General features: G+C 36.0%; 21 protein-coding genes. All 21 read left to right on the top strand.

Features of this window, described 5'->3' with window-relative positions:
- Window positions 1–5: 5 nt before the first annotated feature.
- Window positions 6–926, top strand: coding sequence for a tRNA pseudouridine(55) synthase TruB (gene truB / locus BK577_RS18430; protein ID WP_078434308.1), 921 nt, complete (start codon window positions 6–8; stop codon window positions 924–926).
- Window positions 927–977: 51 nt separating this feature from the next.
- Window positions 978–1925: a bifunctional riboflavin kinase/FAD synthetase gene (gene ribF, locus BK577_RS18425; protein ID WP_078434307.1), complete on the top strand. Its 948-nt coding sequence runs from the start codon at window positions 978–980 to the stop codon at window positions 1923–1925.
- A 123-nt stretch (window positions 1926–2048) separates the two neighbouring features.
- Complete coding sequence (rpsO, locus tag BK577_RS18420; RefSeq protein WP_026559305.1) at window positions 2049–2318, top strand: 30S ribosomal protein S15; 270 nt, start codon at window positions 2049–2051, stop codon at window positions 2316–2318.
- 211 nt (window positions 2319–2529) lie between these two features.
- The gene (pnp, locus tag BK577_RS18415; protein ID WP_078434306.1) at window positions 2530–4650 is read left to right on the top strand and encodes a polyribonucleotide nucleotidyltransferase; all 2121 of its coding nucleotides are present in this window, start codon (window positions 2530–2532) and stop codon (window positions 4648–4650) included.
- Window positions 4651–4787: 137 nt separating this feature from the next.
- Window positions 4788–5765: a polysaccharide deacetylase family protein gene (locus tag BK577_RS18410; RefSeq protein WP_078434305.1), complete on the top strand. Its 978-nt coding sequence runs from the start codon at window positions 4788–4790 to the stop codon at window positions 5763–5765.
- 23 nt (window positions 5766–5788) lie between these two features.
- Window positions 5789–7030: a M16 family metallopeptidase gene (locus tag BK577_RS18405; protein ID WP_078434304.1), complete on the top strand. Its 1242-nt coding sequence runs from the start codon at window positions 5789–5791 to the stop codon at window positions 7028–7030.
- 89 nt (window positions 7031–7119) lie between these two features.
- Window positions 7120–7380 (top strand): YlmC/YmxH family sporulation protein, encoded by a 261-nt coding sequence (locus BK577_RS18400; RefSeq protein ID WP_026559301.1) that lies wholly within the window; start codon window positions 7120–7122, stop codon window positions 7378–7380.
- A 211-nt stretch (window positions 7381–7591) separates the two neighbouring features.
- Window positions 7592–8494, top strand: a complete 903-nt coding sequence (dpaA, locus tag BK577_RS18395) for a dipicolinic acid synthetase subunit A (RefSeq protein ID WP_078434303.1) — start codon at window positions 7592–7594, stop codon at window positions 8492–8494.
- Entirely contained in the window at window positions 8491–9093 is a 603-nt protein-coding gene (locus tag BK577_RS18390; protein ID WP_026559299.1) for a dipicolinate synthase subunit B, read from the top strand. The genes dpaA and BK577_RS18390 overlap by 4 nt, the downstream gene beginning before the upstream one ends.
- Window positions 9094–9217: 124 nt before the next feature.
- Window positions 9218–10261, top strand: a complete 1044-nt coding sequence (gene asd / locus BK577_RS18385; protein WP_078434302.1) for an aspartate-semialdehyde dehydrogenase — start codon at window positions 9218–9220, stop codon at window positions 10259–10261.
- 69 nt (window positions 10262–10330) lie between these two features.
- Window positions 10331–11548, top strand: a complete 1218-nt coding sequence (dapG, locus tag BK577_RS18380) for an aspartate kinase (RefSeq protein ID WP_078434301.1) — start codon at window positions 10331–10333, stop codon at window positions 11546–11548.
- 106 nt (window positions 11549–11654) lie between these two features.
- A complete protein-coding gene (gene dapA / locus BK577_RS18375) occupies window positions 11655–12533 on the top strand; it encodes a 4-hydroxy-tetrahydrodipicolinate synthase (protein ID WP_078434300.1) in 879 nt (292 codons plus the stop codon).
- A gap of 190 nt (window positions 12534–12723) precedes the next feature.
- Window positions 12724–14391, top strand: coding sequence for a ribonuclease J (locus BK577_RS18370; protein WP_425435977.1), 1668 nt, complete (start codon window positions 12724–12726; stop codon window positions 14389–14391).
- A gap of 191 nt (window positions 14392–14582) precedes the next feature.
- Window positions 14583–15317: a ClpP family protease gene (locus tag BK577_RS18365; protein ID WP_139367386.1), complete on the top strand. Its 735-nt coding sequence runs from the start codon at window positions 14583–14585 to the stop codon at window positions 15315–15317.
- Window positions 15314–15538 (top strand): YlzJ-like family protein, encoded by a 225-nt coding sequence (locus BK577_RS18360; RefSeq protein WP_078434297.1) that lies wholly within the window; start codon window positions 15314–15316, stop codon window positions 15536–15538. The genes BK577_RS18365 and BK577_RS18360 overlap by 4 nt, the downstream gene beginning before the upstream one ends.
- A gap of 146 nt (window positions 15539–15684) precedes the next feature.
- The gene (locus BK577_RS18355; RefSeq protein ID WP_078434296.1) at window positions 15685–18057 is read left to right on the top strand and encodes a DNA translocase FtsK; all 2373 of its coding nucleotides are present in this window, start codon (window positions 15685–15687) and stop codon (window positions 18055–18057) included.
- Window positions 18058–18452: 395 nt separating this feature from the next.
- The gene (locus BK577_RS18350) at window positions 18453–19178 is read left to right on the top strand and encodes a GntR family transcriptional regulator (protein WP_078434295.1); all 726 of its coding nucleotides are present in this window, start codon (window positions 18453–18455) and stop codon (window positions 19176–19178) included.
- Window positions 19179–19393: 215 nt separating this feature from the next.
- Complete coding sequence (locus BK577_RS18345; RefSeq protein ID WP_078434294.1) at window positions 19394–20470, top strand: BMP family lipoprotein; 1077 nt, start codon at window positions 19394–19396, stop codon at window positions 20468–20470.
- A gap of 299 nt (window positions 20471–20769) precedes the next feature.
- Window positions 20770–22293: an ABC transporter ATP-binding protein gene (locus tag BK577_RS18340; RefSeq protein WP_078434293.1), complete on the top strand. Its 1524-nt coding sequence runs from the start codon at window positions 20770–20772 to the stop codon at window positions 22291–22293.
- A 2-nt stretch (window positions 22294–22295) separates the two neighbouring features.
- Complete coding sequence (locus BK577_RS18335) at window positions 22296–23342, top strand: ABC transporter permease (RefSeq protein ID WP_078434292.1); 1047 nt, start codon at window positions 22296–22298, stop codon at window positions 23340–23342.
- 6 nt (window positions 23343–23348) lie between these two features.
- On the top strand, window positions 23349–24302 hold the full coding sequence (locus BK577_RS18330; protein WP_372496277.1) for an ABC transporter permease: 954 nt from the start codon (window positions 23349–23351) through the stop codon (window positions 24300–24302).
- Window positions 24303–24448: the final 146 nt, after the last annotated feature.

Genomic DNA, 24448 nt, shown 5'->3' with positions numbered 1-24448 from the left:
TGATAATGGAAGGTGTGCTTTTATTAAATAAGCCGGCAGGAATGACATCTCATGACTGTGTAGCAAAGATGAGAAGACTTGCAAAAACAAAAAAAGTTGGTCACACAGGAACATTGGATCCTGATGTTACTGGTGTACTTCCCATCTGTCTTGGAAGAGCAACAAAAATAGTTGAATATTTAACTGCTGCTACGAAGACGTATGAGGCTGAAATAACAATTGGTTATTCTACAACAACTGAAGATGCATCGGGAGAAGTGGTAGAAAGAAAAAGTGTAGAATCCCCGATAACGAAATTGATGGTTGAAGATGTATTACGATCGATGGTCGGTACAATTGAACAAGTTCCGCCAATGTATTCGGCTGTAAAAGTAAATGGTAAAAAACTCTATGAATATGCACGTGCCGGGATTGAAATAGATAGACCAGCCAGACTTATTACAATTAATGAGCTTGTTTTGCTTGGTGATGTAATACAAAAGGATGGACTGGTTACATTTCGATTTCGTGTGACATGTTCAAAAGGTACATATGTTAGAACATTGGCCGTCATGATAGGGGAAAGACTGGGATTTCCGGCACATATGTCACATCTTATTAGAACAAAATCAGGTAATTTTCATTTAAGTGAGTGTTTTACATTTGAGCAAATTGAGGAAGCTGTTGAAAAAAATGAACTGCAAAAATATTTACTCCCAATAGGAAATGCGCTTAATAATTTGCCGAAACTACTAATCCATGATACTCTAGCAGAGAAAGTGAAAAATGGTGCAGTATTAGAGCTACCAACACAATTTCATGACATAGAAGCTGGTTCTCCAATAACTATCTTTAATGAAGAACACCAATGTTTAGCTATATATTCAAAGCATCCGACAAAAAGTCACCTTATGAAGCCGATAAAAGTCTTATATAATGAGGCTTAAGGTACTTATTAATTACTGACAGCATTATAATTGAAAAAGGTGAAGTTGACTGTGAAACAAATTAACCTGTCTCACCCACATCATATAGAACGTTCAGAACAACATGAGATGGTTATGGCCCTGGGGTATTTTGATGGGGTTCATAAAGGCCATCAAAAGGTTATTTTAAAGGCAAAGGAAATTGCGGAGAACACTGGAATGAAATGTGCTGTTATGACATTCCATCCACATCCTCTGGTAGTTCTTAGAAAACAAGAAGACATTGAATACTTAACACCTTTAAATGAAAAAATCAAATTAATTGAGCAACTAGGTGTAGATCTATTATATGTAGTAGAATTTACACAAGAATTTGCTGCTTTGTTACCTCAACAATTTGTTGATGAATTTATTATTGATCTTAATGTTAAACATGTTGTTGCTGGATTTGATTTTACATATGGCCACCTTGGGAAAGGTTCGATGGAGACTATACCATTTCATTCAAGAGGTCAATTTTTACATACAACAGTTGAAAAGTTAACAGATCATGACCGTAAAGTAAGTTCTTCACTTATACGAGAGGTCATCCGGAGTGGAGATGTAGCATATGCTGAAACCTTACTTGGTAGACCTCATTTTGCAACAGGAACAGTTATCCATGGGGATAAACGTGGAAGAACAATAGGTTTTCCAACAGCAAACATAGAGGTGGAAGAAACCTTCTTACTTCCTCCAACTGGTGTATATGCAGTTTCAATCAAGGTGGAAGATCAAGTCTATGAGGGTGTGTGTAATATTGGGTATAAGCCTACATTTAAAGATGAAAAAGCTGTAAAACCAAGTATTGAAGTTCATATTTTTGATTTTAAACGTGATATTTATGGTGAAATTATATCAGTTTTTTGGTATAAACGTATAAGAAGTGAAAAGAAGTTCCATAATGTAGAGGAGTTAATTACACAAATTTCTAAGGATAAAGATCAGAGTCAAGAATTCTTTCAGAAAAAGATGGTTTAATCCTTGCATTATCTTTAGAAAAATAGTATTCTAATTGATGTAGTTTAAAACCATTGCTTGGCAAATCGAGTCACCAACGTTTGCTCGGTAATTGGGGTTTTGCAAAATAAGGAGGTGAAAAGGATGGCTATCACACAAGAACGTAAAAACGAACTTATCGCTCAATACAAAACACATGAGTCTGATACTGGATCTCCAGAGGTTCAAATTGCTATCCTTACTGAGGACATCAATAATCTTAACGATCACTTACGTGTTCACAAAAAAGACCACCATTCTCGTCGCGGTCTATTAAAAATGGTAGGTAAACGTCGTAACTTATTAACTTACCTACGTAATAAAGACGTAACTCGCTATCGTGAGTTAATCAACAAGCTTGGATTACGTCGATAATTACTTTAAAAGCGGGATTCCTCCCGCTTTTTTAGTGTATATAAAACTGCAATAAAATAGATGATTCTACACCTTTTTTTGTAAATAAATTAGCTGCTTTTTAAAAGTTGTCGAAAATCTATTTACATATAAAAACTATGCTGATATGTTGAAATTAAATGGTTCATACTATTACATAACGCAATTAAAAAAGAGAAGGAGTTTTACATATATGGGACAAGATAAACAAACGTTTTCCATAGACTGGGCCGGTCGAAACTTAACAGTTGAAGTTGGCCAGCTTGCTAAACAAGCAAACGGATCTGTACTGATTCGTTATGGTGATACAGCTGTATTAAGTACTGCTACTGCGTCAAAAGATCCAAAACCTCTTGATTTTTTTCCACTCACAGTAAACTATGAGGAGCGTTTATACGCTGTTGGTAAAATACCAGGTGGTTTTATTAAACGAGAAGGCCGCCCAAGTGAAAAGGCTATTTTAGCAAGTCGATTAATCGACCGCCCAATTAGACCATTATTTGCTGACGGCTTTAGAAATGAAGTACAAGTTATTAGTATTGTCATGAGTGTTGACCAAGATTGCTCTTCAGAAATGGCAGCAATGTTTGGCTCATCTTTAGCATTATGTGTGTCTGATATTCCTTTCGAGGGACCTATTGCCGGAGTTACAGTTGGAAGAATTAATAATGAATTTGTTATTAATCCTAATGTAGAACAGGCAGAACAAAGTGATATACATTTAGTAGTAGCCGGAACGAAAGATGCAATCAACATGGTTGAAGCTGGTGCTGATGAAGTTCCTGAAGAAACAATGTTGGAAGCAATTATGTTTGGTCACAATGAAATAAAACGTCTTATTGCTTTCCAGGAAGAAGTAGCTGCAGCAGTAGGGAAAGAGAAAAAAGAAGTTCAGCTTTTTGATCTTGATGCTGATTTAGAAAAACGTATTCGTGATCTTGCTGAAAAAGAGCTTCTGCAAGCCATTCAAGTTCAGGAAAAGCATGCGCGTGAGGATGCAATCAATGCGGTGAAAAATAGTGTTGTCGAGAAGTTTGAAGCTGAAGAGGCAGACGAAGCTACAATCAAAATGGTCAAACAAATATTGTCAAAGCTTGTGAAAGCAGAGGTACGCCGATTAATTACAGAGGATAAAATTAGACCGGATGGACGTGGAGTAGATGAAATCAGACCACTTTCATCAGAAGTTGGTCTACTCTCAAGAACACATGGGTCAGGTTTATTTACACGTGGACAAACACAAGCGTTAAGTATTTGTACACTTGGAGCTTTAGGTGATGTGCAAATTTTAGATGGATTAGGAATTGAAGAATCAAAACGTTTTATGCATCATTATAATTTCCCGCAATTCAGTGTTGGGGAAACTGGACCAATGAGAGGTCCAGGACGTCGTGAGATTGGACATGGGGCACTAGGAGAGCGTGCTTTAGAGCCTATTATCCCTTCTGAAAAAGACTTTCCATATACAATCCGTTTAGTATCAGAAGTACTTGAATCAAATGGTTCTACTTCTCAAGCAAGTATTTGTGCCAGCACGCTTGCAATGATGGATGCTGGTGTTCCAATTAAAGCTCCAGTAGCAGGGATTGCGATGGGACTTGTCAAATCAGGTGAACACTACACAGTATTAACAGATATTCAAGGTATGGAAGATGCTTTAGGTGATATGGACTTTAAAGTAGCTGGAACTGAAAAAGGTGTTACAGCCCTGCAAATGGATATTAAAATTGATGGCTTATCTCGTGAAATTCTTGAGGAAGCTTTACAACAAGCTAAAAAAGGTCGTATGGAAATTCTGAAGTCAATGATGGCAACCATCTCTACACCAAAAGGTGAGTTATCACAATATGCTCCTAAGATCTTAACGATGGCAATAAACCCGGATAAAATTCGAGATGTTATCGGACCAAGCGGAAAACAGATAAACAAAATCATTGAAGAAACCGGCGTTAAAATTGACATTGAACAAGACGGAACAGTATTCATTTCTTCTGTCAATGAAGAAATGAACCAGAAAGCGAAGAAAATTATCGAAGACTTAGTACGTGAAGTTGTAGTCGGACAAATGTACTTAGGTAAAGTAAAACGAATTGAAAAATTCGGAGCATTCGTTGAAATCTTCAGTGGAAAAGATGGCTTAGTTCATATATCTGAGCTGGCTGAAGAGCGCGTCGGTAAAGTTGAAGATGTTGTGTCAATTGGTGACGAACTATTAGTAAAAGTAACTGAAATTGACAAACAAGGTCGTGTAAATTTATCGAGAAAAGCAGTTCTTAAGGAACAAAAAGAAAATCAACCTGAACAACAAGGTTGATGACATGATAGGAGGCCGTGGGTAACCAGGCTTCTTTTTCAATTTAATACTTCTGTAACTCAATTACGGAACAAGCACCATTTTTGTTCTACCTTGTCCTCTTTTTACATATTTTTTAGTAAAAAGGGGGATACATAATGCAAAGGAAAATCATTCAAGTTGTTGGTTTTATTTTCATCATAACTGTAGCCATTGGCTTTATTAAAAATCCATTTACCACATCCTATCTTGATCAAATAAAAAAAGCAGATGTGACAGTTGCAAAACACCAAGATAAGCTGTATGAGGAAATTTCAGCTAAAGCCAAGGAATACAGTATTCCAGCTCAAAATGCAGAAATACATAAAGTATGGAAATCTACCCCGGGGTATAATGGATTAGAAGTTGATATTGATGAGTCATATAAAAAGATGAAGGCGAAGGGCACTTTTGATGAAAACCTTCTTGTTTATCGACAAGTTAAACCATCTGTACACCTTGAGGATTTGAAGGCTGAGCCAATTTATAGAGGTCATCCTGACAAGCCGATGGTATCTTTTATTATTAATGTAGCTTGGGGAAATGAATATATTCCTGACATGCTTGAAACGTTAAATAAATACCATGTTAAAGCTACCTTTTTTCTAGAAGGAAGATGGGTGAAAGAAAACCCTGATATGGCGATGATGATAGTTGATGCCGGACATGAAATAGGAAATCATTCTTATACACATCCTGATATGAGTCAGCTCTCTGCAAATAAAATAAGAGAGCAATTGTCAAAAACGAATGAAGTGATAAAATCGGTTACAGATATTACCCCAACTTGGTTTGCTCCTCCAAGTGGCAGTTTTAAAAATGAAGTTGTAAAAATTGCAGATGAGATGAAAATGAAAACTGTTATGTGGAGTGTGGATACAATTGATTGGCAGCGTCCAGAACCACATGTGTTAGTTTCACGAGTAATGGGTAAAGTTCATAATGGTGCACTCATTTTAATGCATCCAACATCTTCAACATCGGAGAGTTTAGAAACATTAATATTGTCCATTAAGCAAAAAGGTTATTCCTTTGGTTCAGTGTCAATGCTCGTTGATGAGGAACGATTATTTAGAGATAATCCAAAAACAAATTAAACAACTAAGAAGGAGGAACACTTTTGATCAAAAAATATACGTGTCAAAATGGAGTAAGAATTGTGTTAGAAAATATTCCTACTGTTCGATCTGTTGCAATTGGTGTATGGATTGGAACAGGTTCTCGAAATGAAAGCCTTGAGAATAACGGGGTATCCCATTTTCTTGAGCACATGTTCTTTAAAGGAACTAAAACTAGAACGGCAAGAGAAATAGCTGAATCTTTTGATAGTATTGGTGGTCAAGTAAATGCCTTTACTTCAAAAGAATATACTTGTTACTATGCTAAAGTACTAGATGATCATGCCAGCTATGCCCTGGATGTACTAGGTGACATGTTTTTTAACTCAACTTTTGATGAAGATGAATTAAAAAAAGAAAAGAATGTTGTATATGAAGAGATTAAAATGTATGAAGATACTCCAGATGATATTGTTCATGATATTTTAAGCAAAGCTACATATGGAAGCCATCCTTTAGCATATCCAATATTAGGAACAGAAGAGACCTTAGCTTCCTTTAATGGTGACACATTGAGAGAGTACATGAACAATCACTACACTCCCGAAAATGTGGTCGTATCTGTAGCCGGAAACGTGACAGAAGGCTTTATTAAAGAAGTTGAAAAACTCTTTGGTTCATATGAAACAAATTCATTGAAACGTGAATTTGAAAAACCAAGCTTTCATGACGAAAAACTGGCTAGACAAAAAGATACAGAACAAGCTCATCTATGTATAGGATTTAACGGTCTTGAAGTGGGCCATGATGATATTTATAGTTTAATCGTACTAAACAATATTTTGGGTGGAAGTATGAGTAGCCGTTTGTTCCAAGATGTTCGTGAACAAAAAGGTCTTGCATACTCTGTTTTCTCATACCACTCTTCATACGAAGATAACGGTCTTCTTACTATCTATGGCGGTACAGGAAGTAAGCAACTTAATCTCTTGTTTGATACGATTCAGGAAACATTAGCGACGTTAAAAGCAGAAGGTATTACTGCAAAAGAATTAGCTAATAGTAAAGAGCAAATGAAGGGTAGTCTTATGCTAAGTTTGGAAAGCACGAACAGCCGAATGAGCCGAAATGGGAAAAATGAGCTTTTACTTGGTTATCACCGCTCATTAGATTCAATTATTGAAAAAGTAAATGAAGTAAGTGAAGAAAGTGTGAATACACTTGCTAATCAGGTATTCACTGACACTTATTCAGTTGCTCTTATTAGTCCTGAAGGTACTTTACCAAAAAAACTTCAATCCTAATTAAAGATGCCTACGATTTATTTTTCTTATAAATTGTAGGCATTTTTTTATGAGGTTAATTGATAAGATAGTAGTAAGGAGGAATGGACATGAGACTTAGTGAACTATCCGGAAAAGAAATTGTTGATGTGAAACGTGCAGAACGATTAGGTGTTCTTGGTCAAACTGATTTGGAGATTAATGAACAAACGGGACAAATTACAACACTAATCATCCCTTCGTTAAAATGGTTTGGTTTAAGAAAACAGGGCCAAGAGATACGGGTTCCATGGCATCATATTAAAAAGATAGGAACAGATATGATCATTCTTGATATACCTGATGAACAAATTGATAAAATCGAATCATAACTACACTTCTTCGATTGGCATTTGGCCAATCGATTTTTTTTTGGATAAAACTGCAGGTTCAATCACTCCCATTTAATATGTATCCTCTTTCTTTTTATTCATCTGTTTATTCACCCATATGTCGATTTCTACATAGTATGTTGAAGTAAGTTATCCTAGGATCTCAAGGAACTATAACAGAAACACAAGCAAAAGAAGGTGAACATACAATATGTTAACAGGATTAAATGTAGCTGTAATCGGTGGTGATGCCAGACAGCTAGAAGTTATCCGTAAATTAACTGAACTTGATACAAAGCTTTTTCTCATTGGTTTTGACCAACTGGACCATGGCTTTACTGGTGCAACAAAAGTCAAGATGGATGAGGTTCCATTTCAAGAAATAGATGCGATTATTTTGCCTATCCCTGGTACGAATCAAGAGGGGATTGTAGAAACTGTTTTTTCAAATGAAGAGGTTATTTTAACTGAAGAGTTAATTAATCAAACACCTTCTCATTGTACCATTTATTCAGGTATTTCAAATGCATATTTAGATAATCTCGTTCAATCGACAAATAAAAAATTAGTTCAACTTTTTAAAAGGGATGATGTGGCAATCTACAATTCAATTCCAACAGTTGAAGGAACGCTCATGATGGTCATCCAACATACCGATATAACGATACATGGCTCAACTGTTGCTGTATTAGGGTTAGGAAGAGTAGGAATGAGTGTGGCAAGAACATTCTCTGCACTAGGAGCGAAAGTTAAAGTAGGTGCGAGAGATACGGCAGACTTAGCCAGGATTACTGAAATGGGCCTTGAGCCTTTTCATATTGATCATCTTGAGGATAAGGTAACAGACATCGATGTGTGTATAAATACAATCCCAGCTATGATCGTAACAGCTAAGGTGATTTCTAATATGCCGGCACATACATTAATTGTCGATCTTGCTTCAAAACCAGGAGGAACCGATTTTCGATACGCTGAGAAAAGAGGGATTAAAGCACTATTAGCTCCAGGATTACCGGGCATAGTGGCACCAAAAACAGCCGGGCAAATTGTAGCGAATGTATTAACACAGCTATTAAATGAGTTAAAGATAGATGGAAAGGGGTTATCTTCATGAAATTAGAAGGTAAGCGGATTGGATTTGGTATTACGGGTTCTCATTGCACATATGAGGAAGTGTATCCACAAATCAAATCATTATTAGATGAGGGAGCAGATGTTATCCCGGTCGTCACATTTACAATGAAGAACACAACAACTCGTTTTGGAAAAGCGGGAGAATGGGTTGAAAAAATAGAGGAATTAACTGGAAACAAAGTGATCGACTCTATTGTTGCAGCAGAACCACTAGGACCTAAACTTCCGTTAGATTGTATGGTGATCGCTCCACTAACAGGTAATTCAATGAGTAGATTTGCTAATGCACTCACTGATTCGCCTGTGTTGATGGCTGCAAAAGCAACCTTAAGAACCCATCGACCTGTTGTTTTAGGCATTTCTACAAATGATGCACTGGGTTTAAATGGAGTAAACCTTATGAGGTTAATGGCAACAAAAGATATATATTTTATTCCATTTGGCCAGGATGCACCTGATAAAAAACCAAATTCAATGGTTGCAAGAATGGAAGCATTACTTGATACTGTATTAGCTGCATTAGAAGGAAAACAATATCAACCGGTTGTTGTTGAGAAATTTCGAGATTTAGAAGAATAATTTCATAATTCAATCAAAGAATCAAATTTTTTCATCCATTCGACAATTATTGTGATAGAATAGTACGTAAAAGATTTGTAGCTGTATTTTTAAAATAAATATAGCTGGAAGGAGCTAGTGTTTAATGGAAGCAAAAGGTTATCATGTAGCAGTAGTCGGAGCAACAGGGGCTGTGGGGCAACAAATGCTTCACACATTAGAACAACGTAATTTTCCAATTTCTAAATTAACTTTGCTTTCTTCTGAGCGTTCAGCAGGAAAAAAAGTAATGTTCAGAGATGAAGAATATATTGTCGAAACAGCAACTCCTGAAAGTTTTGAAGGTGTTCAAATTGCGCTATTCTCAGCGGGTGGAAGTGTGTCAAAACAACTTGCTCCAGAAGCAGTAAAGCGTGGGGCAATTGTTGTAGACAATACAAGTGCATACCGCATGGATGAGAATGTTCCATTAGTTGTTCCTGAAGTGAATGAAGAAGCATTAAAATCACATAAAGGTATCATTGCAAATCCAAACTGTTCAACAATACAGATGGTTGTGGCTCTTGAGCCTATCCGTCATCAATTCGGCCTAAACAAAGTAATTGTTTCTACGTACCAAGCAGTTTCAGGTGCAGGAGCAGCTGCAATTAATGAGTTGAAGGAACAAGCAAAAGCGATATTAAATGGTGATGATTTCACACCTGAAATTCTTCCTGTAAAGGGTGACGAAAAACATTATCAAATCGCATTTAATGCAGTTCCTCAAATTGATAAATTCCAAGATAATGGATATACTTTTGAAGAAATGAAAATGATTAACGAAACGAAAAAAATAATGAGTATGCCTGAACTTCATGTTGCAGCAACTTGTGTTCGTTTACCAGTTGAAACAGGTCATTCTGAATCGGTGTATATTGAAGTAGATGCTGAAGGTGTTTCTGCTCAACAAGTAAAAGAATTATTAAAAGAATCTGATGGAATTACATTGCAAGATGATCCATCACAACAAATTTATCCAATGCCGGCTAACTGTGTAGGTAAAAATGATGTATTTGTTGGAAGAATCCGTAAAGATTTAGACCGTGATAATGGTTTCCACATGTGGATTGTTTCTGACAACCTATTAAAGGGTGCTGCATGGAATTCGGTTCAAATCGCTGAAAGTTTAGTGAAATTACAACTAGTTTAACTCTTTGAAGAAGAGAGCATGGTATATCACCAGCTCTCTTCTCTCACGTCTATAGTAGAGGTGTTAACATTGAAAATTATTGTTCAAAAATTTGGCGGAACATCTGTAAAAGATGATCGCGGACGAAAAATGGCACTTGGTCATATACAGGATGCGATAAAAGAAGGATATAAAGTTATTGCTGTTGTCTCAGCAATGGGACGGAGCGGTGACCCATACGCAACTGACACGTTATTAAGCTTGGTATATGGTGAGTTGAGTAATATTTCTAATAGAGAACAAGACATGCTTCTCTCATGTGGAGAAGTTATTTCGTCTATCGTATTTTCTAGTTTATTAAATGATAATAATATTAAAGCAACATCATTAACAGGTGCTCAAGCAGGTTTTGTAACAAATGATGAGCATACGAATGCAAAAATTTTAGAGATGAAATGTGAACGTTTGGTAGAAACTCTTTCCCAACATGATGTAGTTGTTGTTGCCGGATTTCAGGGCGCTTCTGTAACAAATGGCGATATGACAACAATCGGTAGAGGAGGCAGTGATACTTCTGCAGCAGCTATTGGTGCAGCGGTTGGCGCTGAGTTTGTAGATATTTTTACAGATGTAGAAGGTGTTATGACTGCAGATCCAAGAATTGTAGAAAATGCAAAATCTTTATCTAAGGTAACGTATACAGAAATTGTCAACCTTGCCTATCAGGGAGCAAAGGTAATACATCCCCGAGCAGTAGAGATTGCAATGCAGGCTGAAGTACCAATTCGGGTAAGATCAACTTACTCTAAATTACCAGGTACTTTAGTCTCTTCTAATCAAACTGATAAAAAGGGCAGTGATGTTCACGAGAGATTGATCACGGGAATTGCCCATGTCTCAAATGTAACACAAATAAAAGTAACCGCAAAAGAAGGACAGTATAGTGTACAGACTGAAGTATTTAAAGCAATGGCAATGGAAGGGATAAGTGTTGATTTTTTCAATATCACCCCTAAGTCAGTTATCTATACTGTAACAGATCAAGTAACATCCAGAGCTGTTGAAGTTTTACAGAATCTCGGATATGAACCGACAATTACAAGACAGTGTGCGAAGGTCTCTGCAGTAGGTGCAGGAATTATGGGAGTTCCGGGAGTAACATCCAAAATTGTAACGGCTCTGTCTGAAAAAGGGATACAAATCCTTCAATCAGCTGATAGTCATACAACAATTTGGGTGCTTGTCAAAGAGGATGATATGAATAAAGCGGTTAATGCTTTACATGAAGCCTTTGATCTATCAAAATAGAGATAAATGATTTTCTAACATAAAAAATAGAAATCTTACTTTACATTATATGAATAAGTAAGATAGCATCTAGTTACAAAGTGCAGCAAAAGGAGTGAAGGTAATAATGAGTCATTTTGGAAAAGTTTCTACAGCAATGATAACCCCATTCGATAAAAATAATAACATTGATTTTCAAAAAACGACTATGTTAATTGACTATCTCATTAATCATGGATCAGATTCATTAGTAGTCACAGGGACAACAGGGGAATCTCCAACATTAAGTAATGAGGAGAAAATTGCTCTTATCAAACATACCGTGAAAGAAGTAAATGGTAGAGTCCCTGTTGTTGCGGGAACAGGTAGTAATAACACAGCAGCTTCAATAAAATTGACAAAACAAGCAGAAGAAGCTGGTGTTGATGCCATAATGCTTGTAGTGCCATATTATAATAAGCCAAGTCAAGAAGGGTTGTATCAACATTTTAAAGCAATAATAGAATCAACTTCATTACCGGTAATGTTATACAACATTCCAGGTAGAAGTGTTATCAACATGTCAGTAGATACAATCATTCGTTTAGCTGAGTTTCCTAATGTTGTTGCAGTAAAAGAGGCAAGTGGAAACTTGGAAGCCATGGCTGAAATTATCTCAAATACAAAAGAAGATTTTGCTGTTTACTCAGGCGATGATGCGTTAACTATACCGGCTCTTGCAATAGGAGCTGATGGAATTGTTTCTGTAGCTTCTCATATTATCGGGAATGAAATGCAAGCTATGATAAATTCCTTTCTATCTGGTGAAACTGTAGCTGCAGCAGAACAACATCGTAAGTTATTACCAATTATGAAGCAGTTGTTTACTTCACCAAACCCTGGCCCAGTAAAAACAGCATTACAGTTTAAAGGGTTGGACGTCGGATCAGTCCGTCTTCCTCTATTACCATTAACAAGTTCAGAACGTAGCGAATTAATGAATGTTATCCAAAATAATTTAGGGTAATAGTTTGACCTTTTTTAAGGGGAACTAAAAAGGGTGCTTAAATATAGCATCTTTTTTAGTTCCTTTTTTTAACCCTGCCTAATCAAGAGAGGACAATGCATATTATAGGACTAAAATTTCCTTGTATTCCAATTCTTTCTTCAGTTATAATATTTCTAAGTGACGTTGAACGGGTACTTCAGTAGGGAGGATTTTCATGGAAAAGACAGAGAATATAAAGTTAATCGCTTTAGGCGGTGTGGGAGAAGTCGGAAAAAATATGTTTGTTGTGGAAATTAATTCTGACATTTTTGTTGTGGATGCTGGTCTTATGTATCCTGAGGATGGAATGTTGGGAATTGATATGGTCATTCCGGATATAACATATTTAAAGGACAATGAAGATCGAGTAAAAGGGATCTTTTTAACACATGGTCATGACGAGAGTATAGGTGGCATCTTTTATTTACTAAATAAAATTAGTGTTCCTATTTATGGGACAAAGCTTACGCTTGCTTTAGTAGGCGAAAAACTAAAAGAAAATAAAATGCGACAGACGGTTTTAGTTAAAGAGGTTGATAATGAAACCGTATTATCGTTTGATAGTACCACTGTTTCCTTCTTCAGAACAAATCATAGTATACCAGATTCTGTGGGAATTAGTTTTTCAACAACAATGGGTGCAATCGTTCATACAGGCGATTTTAAATTCGATCAAACACCAGTTGGAAATAGTCAGATGGATATTGGGAAAATTGCTAGTCTCGGTGAAAACGGTGTACTTTGTTTATTATCTGATAGTGTAAATGCGGAAAAGCCGGGGTATTCTGGTTCAGAGGCCATTGTTGGCGGAGAAATTTCAGATGTTATGTATAATGCTGAAGGCAGGGTTGTTGTTGCTGTATTTGCTTCTAATTTATATCGTATTCAACAAGTAATTAATGCTGCAATTAAAAATAATAGAAAATTGGCTGTTGTTGGGAAAAATATGAGAAATATTCTTAACTTAGCTATTAATCTGGGGTATATTTCTGTTGAAGAAGATGTGTTTATATCAGTAAATGAAATTAACAAACATTCTGAAAAGGAAATTGCGATTTTAACGACAAGCAATCACGGTGATCCGCTTGCTGTTCTTTCACGTATGGCCAAACAGGCTCATAAACAAGTAAATGTAAAAGTTGGGGATACAGTGTTAATAGCTGCTACTCCAATTCCAGGACAAGAACTTGTTTTCTCAAAAACAATTGATATATTAAGCAGAGCTGGTGCAAATGTTGTCTTTGGGCAAAAGCAAATACATATGTCAGGGCACGGACACCAAGAAGAACTTAAAATGATGCTGAACTTAACAAAGCCAACTTATTTTATCCCTGTGCACGGGGAATATAAAATGCAAAAATCACATGAGAAATTAGCCAAACAAGTTGGTATTGATGCTCAAAATATCTTTCTGGTTGAGAAAGGTGATGTCGTTGAGTTTAAAGGTGACCATGTGTACACAGGCGGAAAAGTTCCATCAGGAAATGTATTAATCGATGGTTTAGGAATTGGGGATGTAGGTAATATTGTACTTCGCGATCGCCGATTATTATCTCAGGATGGTATTTTAATTGTTGTTGTAACACTGGATAAACAAAGAAAACAAATTATATCCGGTCCGGAAATTATAACAAGAGGATTTGTATATGTAAGAGAATCAGAAGAACTAATTACAAATGCAACAAATGTGGTTTCGACGATCGTTGATCGAAGCATGCAGGAACATTCAATTGAATGGTCACAGCTAAAATTAAACATTAGAGAAGCACTTAATCAATTCTTATATGAAAAGACAAAAAGACGTCCAATGATTTTACCAATTATAATGGAAATATAAAGTGAAATTTTACTGCCCGTTAAGGTAGTAGGATAAAATGTTAAAAAAGCGTTGATTTTTCAATGCTTTTTTTGTTTCTATAACGTTAGGAACAAAACTGTGATGTGTTGATGTCATCTATATTTCCTTCTGTATGAAAACAACAAGGTTGTAAATACTACAAACAGAATGAAAAAGAAAGGATGGATAACATGGCAAATCATGACCATTACATAAAGAATGAGGATACTGAGAAACAGGAAAATAAAGAAAGTTCGATTGTTGAAAAAATTCAACAGCTAGGTCAAACCAATGTCCCTCAAATGGGAAATGATTCAAAAATTCATTGTTTAACAATTGTGGGACAAATTGAAGGACATATTCAATTGCCCCCTCAAAATAAAACAACAAAATATGAGCATGTTATTCCTCAAATCGTAGCCATTGAACAAAACCCAAATATAGAAGGGTTGCTTGTCATCCTAAATACCGTTGGAGGAGATGTGGAAGCAGGACTTGCAATTGCAGAAATGCTTGCATCTTTATCAAAACCTTCAGTATCAATTGTTTTAGGAGGAGGACATTCAATTGGGGTCCCAATAGCTGTTTCTTGTGATCATTCTTTTATTGCGGAAACAGCAACAATGACAATTCATCCTGTAAGATTAACTGGTTTAGTAATTGGTGTTCCTCAAACTTTTGAATATTTAGACAAAATGCAAGAACGGGTCATTAATTTTGTAACGAGCCATTCAGGCATTAGTGAAGAAAAATTTAAAGAGTTAATGTTATCAAAAGGCAACTTAACAAGAGATATCGGAACGAATGTTGTAGGAAGAGATGCTGTTGAATACGGTTTAATTGATGAGGTCGGCGGCGTAGGTCAAGCAATTCAAAAACTCAACAGTATGTTGGAAAAAAATAATGAAGATCAGGTGTTACAATGATATACTATACAATGATGCCTGAAGAACTAATGTTCCCTTCGGTTGGAACTGACTTTGAAAAGCAATCAATCATTGAATTAAATGGTGTTCAACTTCTCGTTCAACAAACGGATAACTCCCAATATGAAATAATTCGCTTAATGAGCAGTGATCCACAACATTATCTTGACTCTCAATTATGCCCGGGGCAAAAAATTACAATGTCGTTTTCGATCAATTAAAAGGTATGTGGTATAATAAAAGAAACTATATTCAGGAGAGGCAGCCAGATACGGCTGCTTTCTTCTTTTAATTGCAGATCATATTAAATAAAATAGTAAAAGCCTTTGGCTACATAAAAAAGATTATTAAATAACAGGTGATGGAAATGACTAAGAGAAAAAGAAGACAAAGAAAGTCAAAGGATGATTGGAAAAGAACACTAAAGTTTGAATTGACAGGTCTAATTATATTGGCGATCTCTCTCATCTCAATATCAAAATTGGGGTTTGTTGGTTCTACATTTGTGCACTTATTTCGCTTTTTCAGCGGTGAATGGTACATGCTATTTTTAATTGGGATCGTCTTATTTTCCTTGTTTTTAATTTGGAAAAGGGAAATTCCGAGGTTGTTTACAAGGCAGATGGTCGGAATTTATTGTGTTACAGCATCACTATTGCTATTAAGTCATGTCACATTATTTAAAATGCTGTCACATAATGGTACGTTTGCTTCCCCGAGTGTTATTTCAAATACATTGGAACTATTTTGGATGGACGTCAAGGGTGAAGCTAGTAATGTTGATTTAGGTGGAGGAATGCTTGGTGCCATTTTATTTGCCTCTTCTTATTACTTATTTGCAGAAGCTGGATCGAGAATCATCTCGGTAGTCTTAATTGTAATTGGTATGATCCTTATTACTGGAAGGTCTTTACAGGTAACAGTTGCAAAAATTCTCAGACCAATTGGAATGTTTATGAAGAATCAGATCTTTGGTTTTTTGGATGACATGAAAAGTATTCCAGGAGCAATCAAACAGAAGCGTACAAAACAAAAGGAAAGAAAACGGCAAAGACAACTTGAAGAAACTGAAGATGACGAAGTATTGTTGGAGGATAAGGAAGAACTTAAGCCAATAATCTCAAGTTTTTCTGATAGTGAAAATCACCAAGAAATGATTATACATACAATGGAGAATTCAACAAATAGTCCTCCAAAAGAACATGAGGCAGTGTCTAATAAATCGAAAAGTGATCATGAACAATTAACAGAAGTATCAAACCAAGAGCAAGAGGTGATCCAACCAATGGCTTTTGTAGAAGTGGAAAATAAGGATTACAAACTTCCACCATTAGACTTATTAAAAGCACCAAAGCATAATTCGCAACAAGCAGATAAGAAAAACATCTATGAAAATGCAAGAAAGCTCGAAAAAACATTTCAAAGTTTTGGGGTTAAAGCAAAAGTAACACAGGTTCATTTAGGTCCTGCTGTGACAAAGTATGAAGTATATCCTGATGTAGGTGTCAAAGTGAGCAAAATCGTTAACTTAAGTGATGATTTGGCATTGGCTCTAGCGGCGAAAGATATTCGTATTGAAGCACCGATCCCCGGGAAGTCAGCAGTTGGTATAGAAGTACCTAATTCTGAAATTGCAATGGTTTCTCTGAGAGAGGTACTAGAATCAAAAGCAAATGACCGTCCGGATGCAAAACTTTTAATTGGTTTAGGAAGAGACATATCAGGTGATGCGGTTTTAGCTGAACTTAATAAGATGCCTCATTTACTTGTAGCAGGTTCTACAGGTAGCGGTAAGAGTGTTTGTATTAATGGAATTATTACCAGCGTTTTAATGAGAGCAAAACCACATGAAGTCAAATTAATGATGATTGATCCGAAAATGGTAGAATTAAATGTTTATAACGGAGTGCCACATTTATTAGCTCCTGTTGTGACAGATCCTAAAAAGGCGTCACAGGCCCTTAAAAAAGTCGTAAACGAAATGGAAAGAAGATATGAGCTTTTTTCACATACAGGAACAAGAAATATTGAAGGTTATAATGAGATTATCAGGAGAAATAATCTGGAAGAAGAAGCTAAACAACCGGAGCTTCCTTACATTATAGTGATTGTTGATGAGCTTGCAGATTTAATGATGGTTGCTTCGTCAGATGTGGAAGATTCCATTACAAGGCTATCACAAATGGCTCGTGCAGCGGGTATCCATCTCATTATTGCGACCCAACGTCCGTCTGTTGATGTAATCACAGGAGTTATTAAAGCGAATATACCTTCACGTATTGCATTCAGTGTTTCTTCACAAACAGACTCAAGAACTATATTAGACATGGGAGGAGCTGAAAAGCTACTAGGCCGAGGAGATATGCTTTTCCTTCCTGTTGGTGCATCAAAGCCGGTTCGTGTCCAAGGTGCATTTTTATCTGATGAAGAAGTTGAGCAAACAGTGAATTTTGTAATTGCTCAACAAAAGGCTCAGTATCAAGAAGAAATGATTCCAACTGAAGTAACTGAATCTAAAACAGAAGTTGAGGATGACTTATATGAAGATGCTGTACAGCTTGTCGTTGATATGCAAACGGCATCAGTATCTATGCTCCAGAGACGTTTTCGCATCGGATATACTCGGGCAGCTAGATTGATTGATGCAATGGAAGAGCGGGGAGTTGTTGGACCGTATGAAGGATCTAAACCACGCGACGTCTTACTTTCCAAAGAAAAACATGAAGAATTAACATCGTGAAATAAGAACTAGACATAAATGGTGAAATAGTCCATCTATGTTTAGTTTTTTTACTATAAAAAGTTTAACTTTATTAAAGGAGTTAGATATAAGAAAAGAGATCTACTTCCGCTTATACTAGACAAATGTTTTGTTTTTCTAATTTTCTTTATCGACATTTTACGACAATAAGAGTACGATAAGTAAGGATGAATACAAAGTATCAGTATCGGTATGAAAATATAACTAGGGAACAAACTATACAATATATATTGACAACATTAATTATTTCGACAATTTTCATTGTTTCTATTTATTTCTAGGTGAAAACATGATATAGTATTTTCGATTAGAGTAAGGTATAACATCAGATGTCTGATCTCTTATACATAGTGGGTAAAATGGGGGATATATCAATGACCATAAAGTCTGACAATCGACATTTGTATTTACAAGTGATTGATAAAATAAAAGAAGATATTGAGAATGGTACATATAGAGAAAAAGAAAAACTTCCATCTGAATTTGAGCTTTCCAAGAGCTTAGGTGTCAGTAGAGCCACATTAAGGGAAGCACTACGAACACTTGAAGAAGAAAACGTTATCATTAGGCGACACGGCGTTGGTACTTTCGTGAATTCCAAACCAAAATTCACATCCGGTATTGAACAGCTAAATAGTGTGACAGCAATGATTGAACAAGCAACCCTAAAGCCAGGTACAGTTTTTCTTTCATCCTCTATTACAGGGGCAACAGAAGATGAAATTAAAAAGTTCAAGTGTAAAAGAGATGAAGAAATCTTTTTACTTGAAAGAGTTCGAACAGCAAACAGCGAACCTGTTGTTTACTGCCTGGACAAAATACCTACATCTGTATTGCCTGATACATTTGACCATGAACAGGAATCTTTATTTAAATTACTCGAGGATAACGCTAATATATATATAAGTTATGCTGTTACTCATATTGAACCAATCGGATATCATGAAAAAATTTCTCCCATTTTAGAATGTGATCCTGAAACATCGTTGCTTTTGTTAAAACAGATGCATTATGATGACAAAGATCAACCGGTTCTATACTCATTAAACTATTTTAGAGCAGATCACTTTAGTTTTCATGTTGTAAGAAAGCGTTTATAGGTCAGAATAGATAGAGAAATTCAGTTTTTAAAAAAAGAATTAGATTCGTACATAAAGTTTGTAAGCAAATCTCCACTGTTTCGTGCTTTAAACCTAAAGGTTGTTTAAAATAACGAATGTGCATGGTCTATATTGTAAGGAGGTGATTTGCTCGTATAGACTGTAACTTTTTGTTTAGTTTAATACTTATACTATATTTTTTAGGGGGTTTTAAAATGAAAAAGAGACATGGACTAGCTTTATCTTTATTTTTAGCAGCTGGTACTTTACTAGCAGGCTGCGGTGGAGGAAATAATGATGAAGGTGCTGGCTCTGAAGGCGGCAAAGAAGCAGCTGATGATCAGTTTACAGTAGCAATGGTAACAGATGTTGGTGGAGTTGATGATAAATCGTTCAACCAATCAGCTTGGGAAGGATTACAAGCATTCGGTGAGGAAAACGGTCTTGAAAAGGGAACTGACGGTTATGACTATTCCCAATCCCAAAGTGATGCGGATTATGTAACAAACTTAAATACGCTGGCACGTAAGAAATTTGATTTAATATACGGAATTGGATACTTATTGCAGCCAGCAGTTGAAGAAATTGCAGAACAACAAAAAGATACTCACTTTGCAATTGTTGATAGTGTTGTAGAAAAACCTAATGTAGCTAGCATTACATTTAAGGAGCACCAAGGTTCATACCTGGTTGGTGTAGTAGCAGGATTAACAACAAAAACAAATAAAGTTGGATTTGTTGGCGGTGTTGAAGGGGATTTAATTAAAAAGTTTGAAGTAGGCTTCGTAGAAGGCGTTAAAGCTGTAAACCCTGATGCAACTGTAGATGTACAATATGCAGGTGCTTTTGATGCAGCTGATAAAGGAAAGGCAATTGCATCAAGCATGTACGGATCTGGTGCTGATATTATCTATCATGCAGCCGGTGGAACAGGTAATGGTGTATTCTCTGAAGCGATTGACTTAAAAGTTCAAGACCCAGACCGTGAATTATGGGTAATTGGCGTTGACAAAGATCAACATGAAGAAGGAAACGGTAAAACAAAAGATGGTGAAGAATTTAACATCACATTAACTTCAATGGTTAAACGAGTAGATGTTGCTGTTCAAGACCTTTCTGAAAAAGCAAAAGCTGGTGAATTCCCAGGCGGAGAAGTGATTGAATACGGTATCGAAGAAGAAGCGATCGGTATCTCTCCAAGTGATGAACACTTATCAGAAGAAGTAAAAGCAAAAGTTAAAGAATACGAAGAAAAAATTGTTAATGGCGAAATCGAAGTACCAACGAAATAATTAATAGATAAGGGCTGACTTACTCAAATGTTCAGAATCCTCAATCCATTGGCTCATTTACAAGCTTTTAGATAGAGGGTAAGAAGCATAGTAAAAGTCAGCCTTTATTCCTGAAAATCAATAAATTTAAATCTTCTAACTATTTGGGGAATTTAAAGACGTAAAAAAAATAATTTAGTGGATTTACATTTGGTGATTTTCATACCAGTATACTTTTTTGCAAACAATGCTTGAGAGTGATCAAAATGGAAAATTTTTATACCTACCTTAATGTTGTTCAGGAAAAGGAGTGAACAAATTTGAATTATGTAATAGAAATGCTGAATATTCGTAAGGAATTTCCTGGCATAATAGCAAATGACAATATTACATTACAAGTAAAAAAAGGCGAAATTCATGCTCTTTTAGGTGAAAATGGAGCTGGAAAATCAACATTAATGAATGTTCTTTTTGGTCTATATCAACCTGAAAAAGGGGAAATTCGAGTTAATGGAAAGAAAGTGAACATTACAAATCCTAATATAGCAAATGATTTAGGGATTGGAATGGTTCATCAACATTTTATGCTTGTTAACACCTTTACAGTTACAGAGAACATTATATTAGGAAATGAACCCAAAAAAGGTATTTCCGTCAGTATAAAGGAAGCAGAGAAACAAGTGAAAGAAATATCAGAGCGATATGGTCTTGCTGTAGACCCAACAGCTAAAGTTTCAGATATTTCCGTAGGTATGCAACAGCGTGTTGAAATTTTAAAAACCTTATATAGAGGTGCAGAAATTTTAATTTTTGATGAACCGACTGCTGTTCTTACTCCTCAAGAAATTAAAGAATTAATTCAAATTTTGAAAACACTTATTAAAGAAGGTAAATCGATCATCTTAATTACCCATAAACTTAAAGAGATTATGGAAGTATGCGATCGTGTAACAGTTATACGTAAAGGTGAAGGAATTGGAACAGTTGATGTAGCGAACACAAATCCTAACGAGTTAGCATCATTAATGGTAGGCCGGGAAGTTTCATTCAAGACAGATAAAACAACAGCCAAACCTAAAGATGATGTATTAACGATCACTGATTTAATAGTAAAAGATAATCGTCAAGTGCCCATGGTAAATTCTTTAACTTTATCAGTGCGTTCAGGGGAAATCGTAGGTATTGCTGGTGTTGATGGAAATGGTCAATCTGAACTGATCGAAGCCATTACAGGATTAAGAAAAGTAGCTTCTGGTACTATTAAATTAAATAATAAAGAAATCACAAATATGCACCCTAGAAAAATCACAGAAACAGGTGTTGGTCATATTCCTCAAGATCGACATAAACACGGCTTAGTTCTTGATTTTCCTATCGGTGAAAATATGGTCTTACAAACTTACTATAAACAACCATTTTCCAAAATAGGTGTACTGAATTTTAAAACAATCTATGATAAAGCAAAAAGCCTTATTAAAGAATTTGATGTGAGGACCCCGAGTACCTCTACACTAGCTAGAGCACTTTCTGGTGGTAATCAGCAAAAAGCGATTATTGGCCGGGAAGTTGATCGCAACCCGGATTTGTTAATTGCAGCACAGCCTACTCGTGGCCTTGATGTTGGAGCAATTGAATTTATTCATAGTCGTCTTATTGAACAACGTGATAACGGCAAAGCTGTTTTGTTAATTTCTTTTGAGTTAGATGAGATCATAAATGTTAGTGATCGAATTGCAGTTATTTATGAAGGGGAAATTGTAGATATCGTTGACCCTAAACAAACAACTGAACAAGAATTAGGACTCCTTATGGCGGGTAGTAAACGTCAGAAAGAAGGTAATTAATTATGAACTTAAATCGCTATATGAATTTGTTAATCCCTGTTATCGCTGTAATTTTAGGTATTCTATGTGGTGCAATTATTATGTTGGTAAGCGGGTATAATCCAATAGCCGGTTATAATGCGCTTTGGTATGGAATGTTCGGTGATTCTTACTATATAGGTGAGACAGTCAGACAATTAACACCATATATTTTAACGGGGTTAGCTGTTGCATTTGCTTACAGAACAGGCCTATTTAACATAGGTGTTGAAGGGCAGGTAATAGTAGGTTGGTTTGCAGCTGTTTGGGTTGGAGTAGCTTTTGAATTGCCAGCTTTCATTCATCTTCCTCTTGCTATCATTGTTGCAGCTTTAGCTGGGGCACTTTGGGGATTTGTACCGGGTCTTTTAAAGGCACGATTCAAAGTTCATGAAGTTATTGTAACAATTATGATGAACTATATTGCTTTGCACGTAACAAATTATTTAATTAGAAATGTTTTAACTGACAATAGTGATACATCAGAAAAAGTTTATCCTTCTGCATCATTACGTTCAGAATTTTTTGAGAATATTACAGATTACTCCAGAATGCACAACGGAATATTTATCGCATTAATTGCTGCATTTATTATGTGGTTTCTTCTTGAAAAAACAACAAAAGGCTTTGAGTTAAGAGCTGTAGGATTTAACCATGATGCCGCACATTACGCTGGTATGAATGTTAATCGAAACATCATCCTTTCAATGGTCATTTCTGGTGCTTTTGCAGGTGTAGCTGGTGCTATGGAAGGTTTAGGAACCTTTGAGTATGTGTCTGTAAAAAGCGGATTTACTGGAATCGGGTTTGATGGAATTGCTGTAGCGCTTATTGGAGGGAATGCAGCTATTGGTATTTTATTCTCTGCAGCATTATTTGGCGGCTTAAAAGTTGGTGCTCTCAATATGCCATCAGAAGCAGGAGTACCTAATGAGCTTGTTGAGATTATTATCGCACTTATTATCTTCTTTGTAGCATCAAGCTATTTTATCCGTTGGATATTACTTCGTTTTAAAAAGGAGGGGAAATAAGTGAGCATATTGCAAGCATTAGAAATTATTATCCCAACAGCTTTATTTGTAGCAGCTCCACTTATTTTCACCGCACTCGGTGGCGTATTTAGTGAGCGGTCCGGTGTTGTTAACATAGGTCTTGAAGGATTAATGATTATTGGGGCATTTGTTGGTATTGTATTTAATTTACAGTTTGATGATATATTGGGTAAAGCAACGCCATGGTTTGCCATTTTGGCTGCAATGGTGGCAGCAGCTCTTTTTTCCCTGCTTCATGCAGTAGCGTCGATAACATTTAAGGCAGATCAAGTAGTTAGTGGTGTAGCAATTAACTTCTTAGCTTTAGGTTTATCCCTTTTTCTCGTAAAAAACATTTATGAAAAAGGTCAAACAGACCGTATTTCAACTAGTTTTAACAAGATGGACATTCCATTGTTAAGCGATATACCAGTCATAGGTAAGATTTTCTTCTCCGGAGGATATATTACATCATACTTGGCTATTATCTTAGCTGTTATCGTTTGGTATGTGATCTATAAAACACCATTCGGCCTTCGTTTACGCTCTGTAGGTGAACATCCAATGGCAGCTGATACTATGGGGATTAATGTAACAAGAATGAGATATATAGGTGTTTTATTAAGTGGTGCATTCGCGGGTATTGGCGGAGCGGTGTATGCTACAATCATCTCTAGAGATTTTAGTCATGCAACAATAAGTGGTCAAGGATTTATGGCACTTGCAGCTGTTATCTTTGGAAAATGGCATCCACTTGGTGCGATGGGAGCAGCATTATTCTTTGGTCTTGCACAAGGATTGAGTATTATTGGAGGAACCATTCCGTTTTTAAAAGACATTCCGTCCGTTTATTTATTAATTCTTCCTTATGTGTTAACCATCCTGGCATTAACAGGATTTATCGGACGTGCTGATTCACCAAAGGCTCTTGGAACACCATATGAAAAAGGAAAAAGATAAAATTTAGCTCTCTCCGAATGTTGGAGAGAGTTTCTTTTGTATCTAAATAAGCACCGGATAGTTAGATGTAACTTAATTCCAGTATATGTTAGCTTCATTTAACGCAAAATGAACTTGTTAACAAAATAAAAAGTAGACAGGTGAAG

It is taken from the genome of Metabacillus halosaccharovorans (assembly GCF_002019635.1).
In the GTDB taxonomy this organism is placed as follows: Bacteria; Bacillota; Bacilli; order Bacillales; family Bacillaceae; genus Metabacillus; species Metabacillus halosaccharovorans.
Note: the sequence above shows the minus strand (reverse complement) of the source record. Positions and strands in the feature narration are given on the sequence as shown.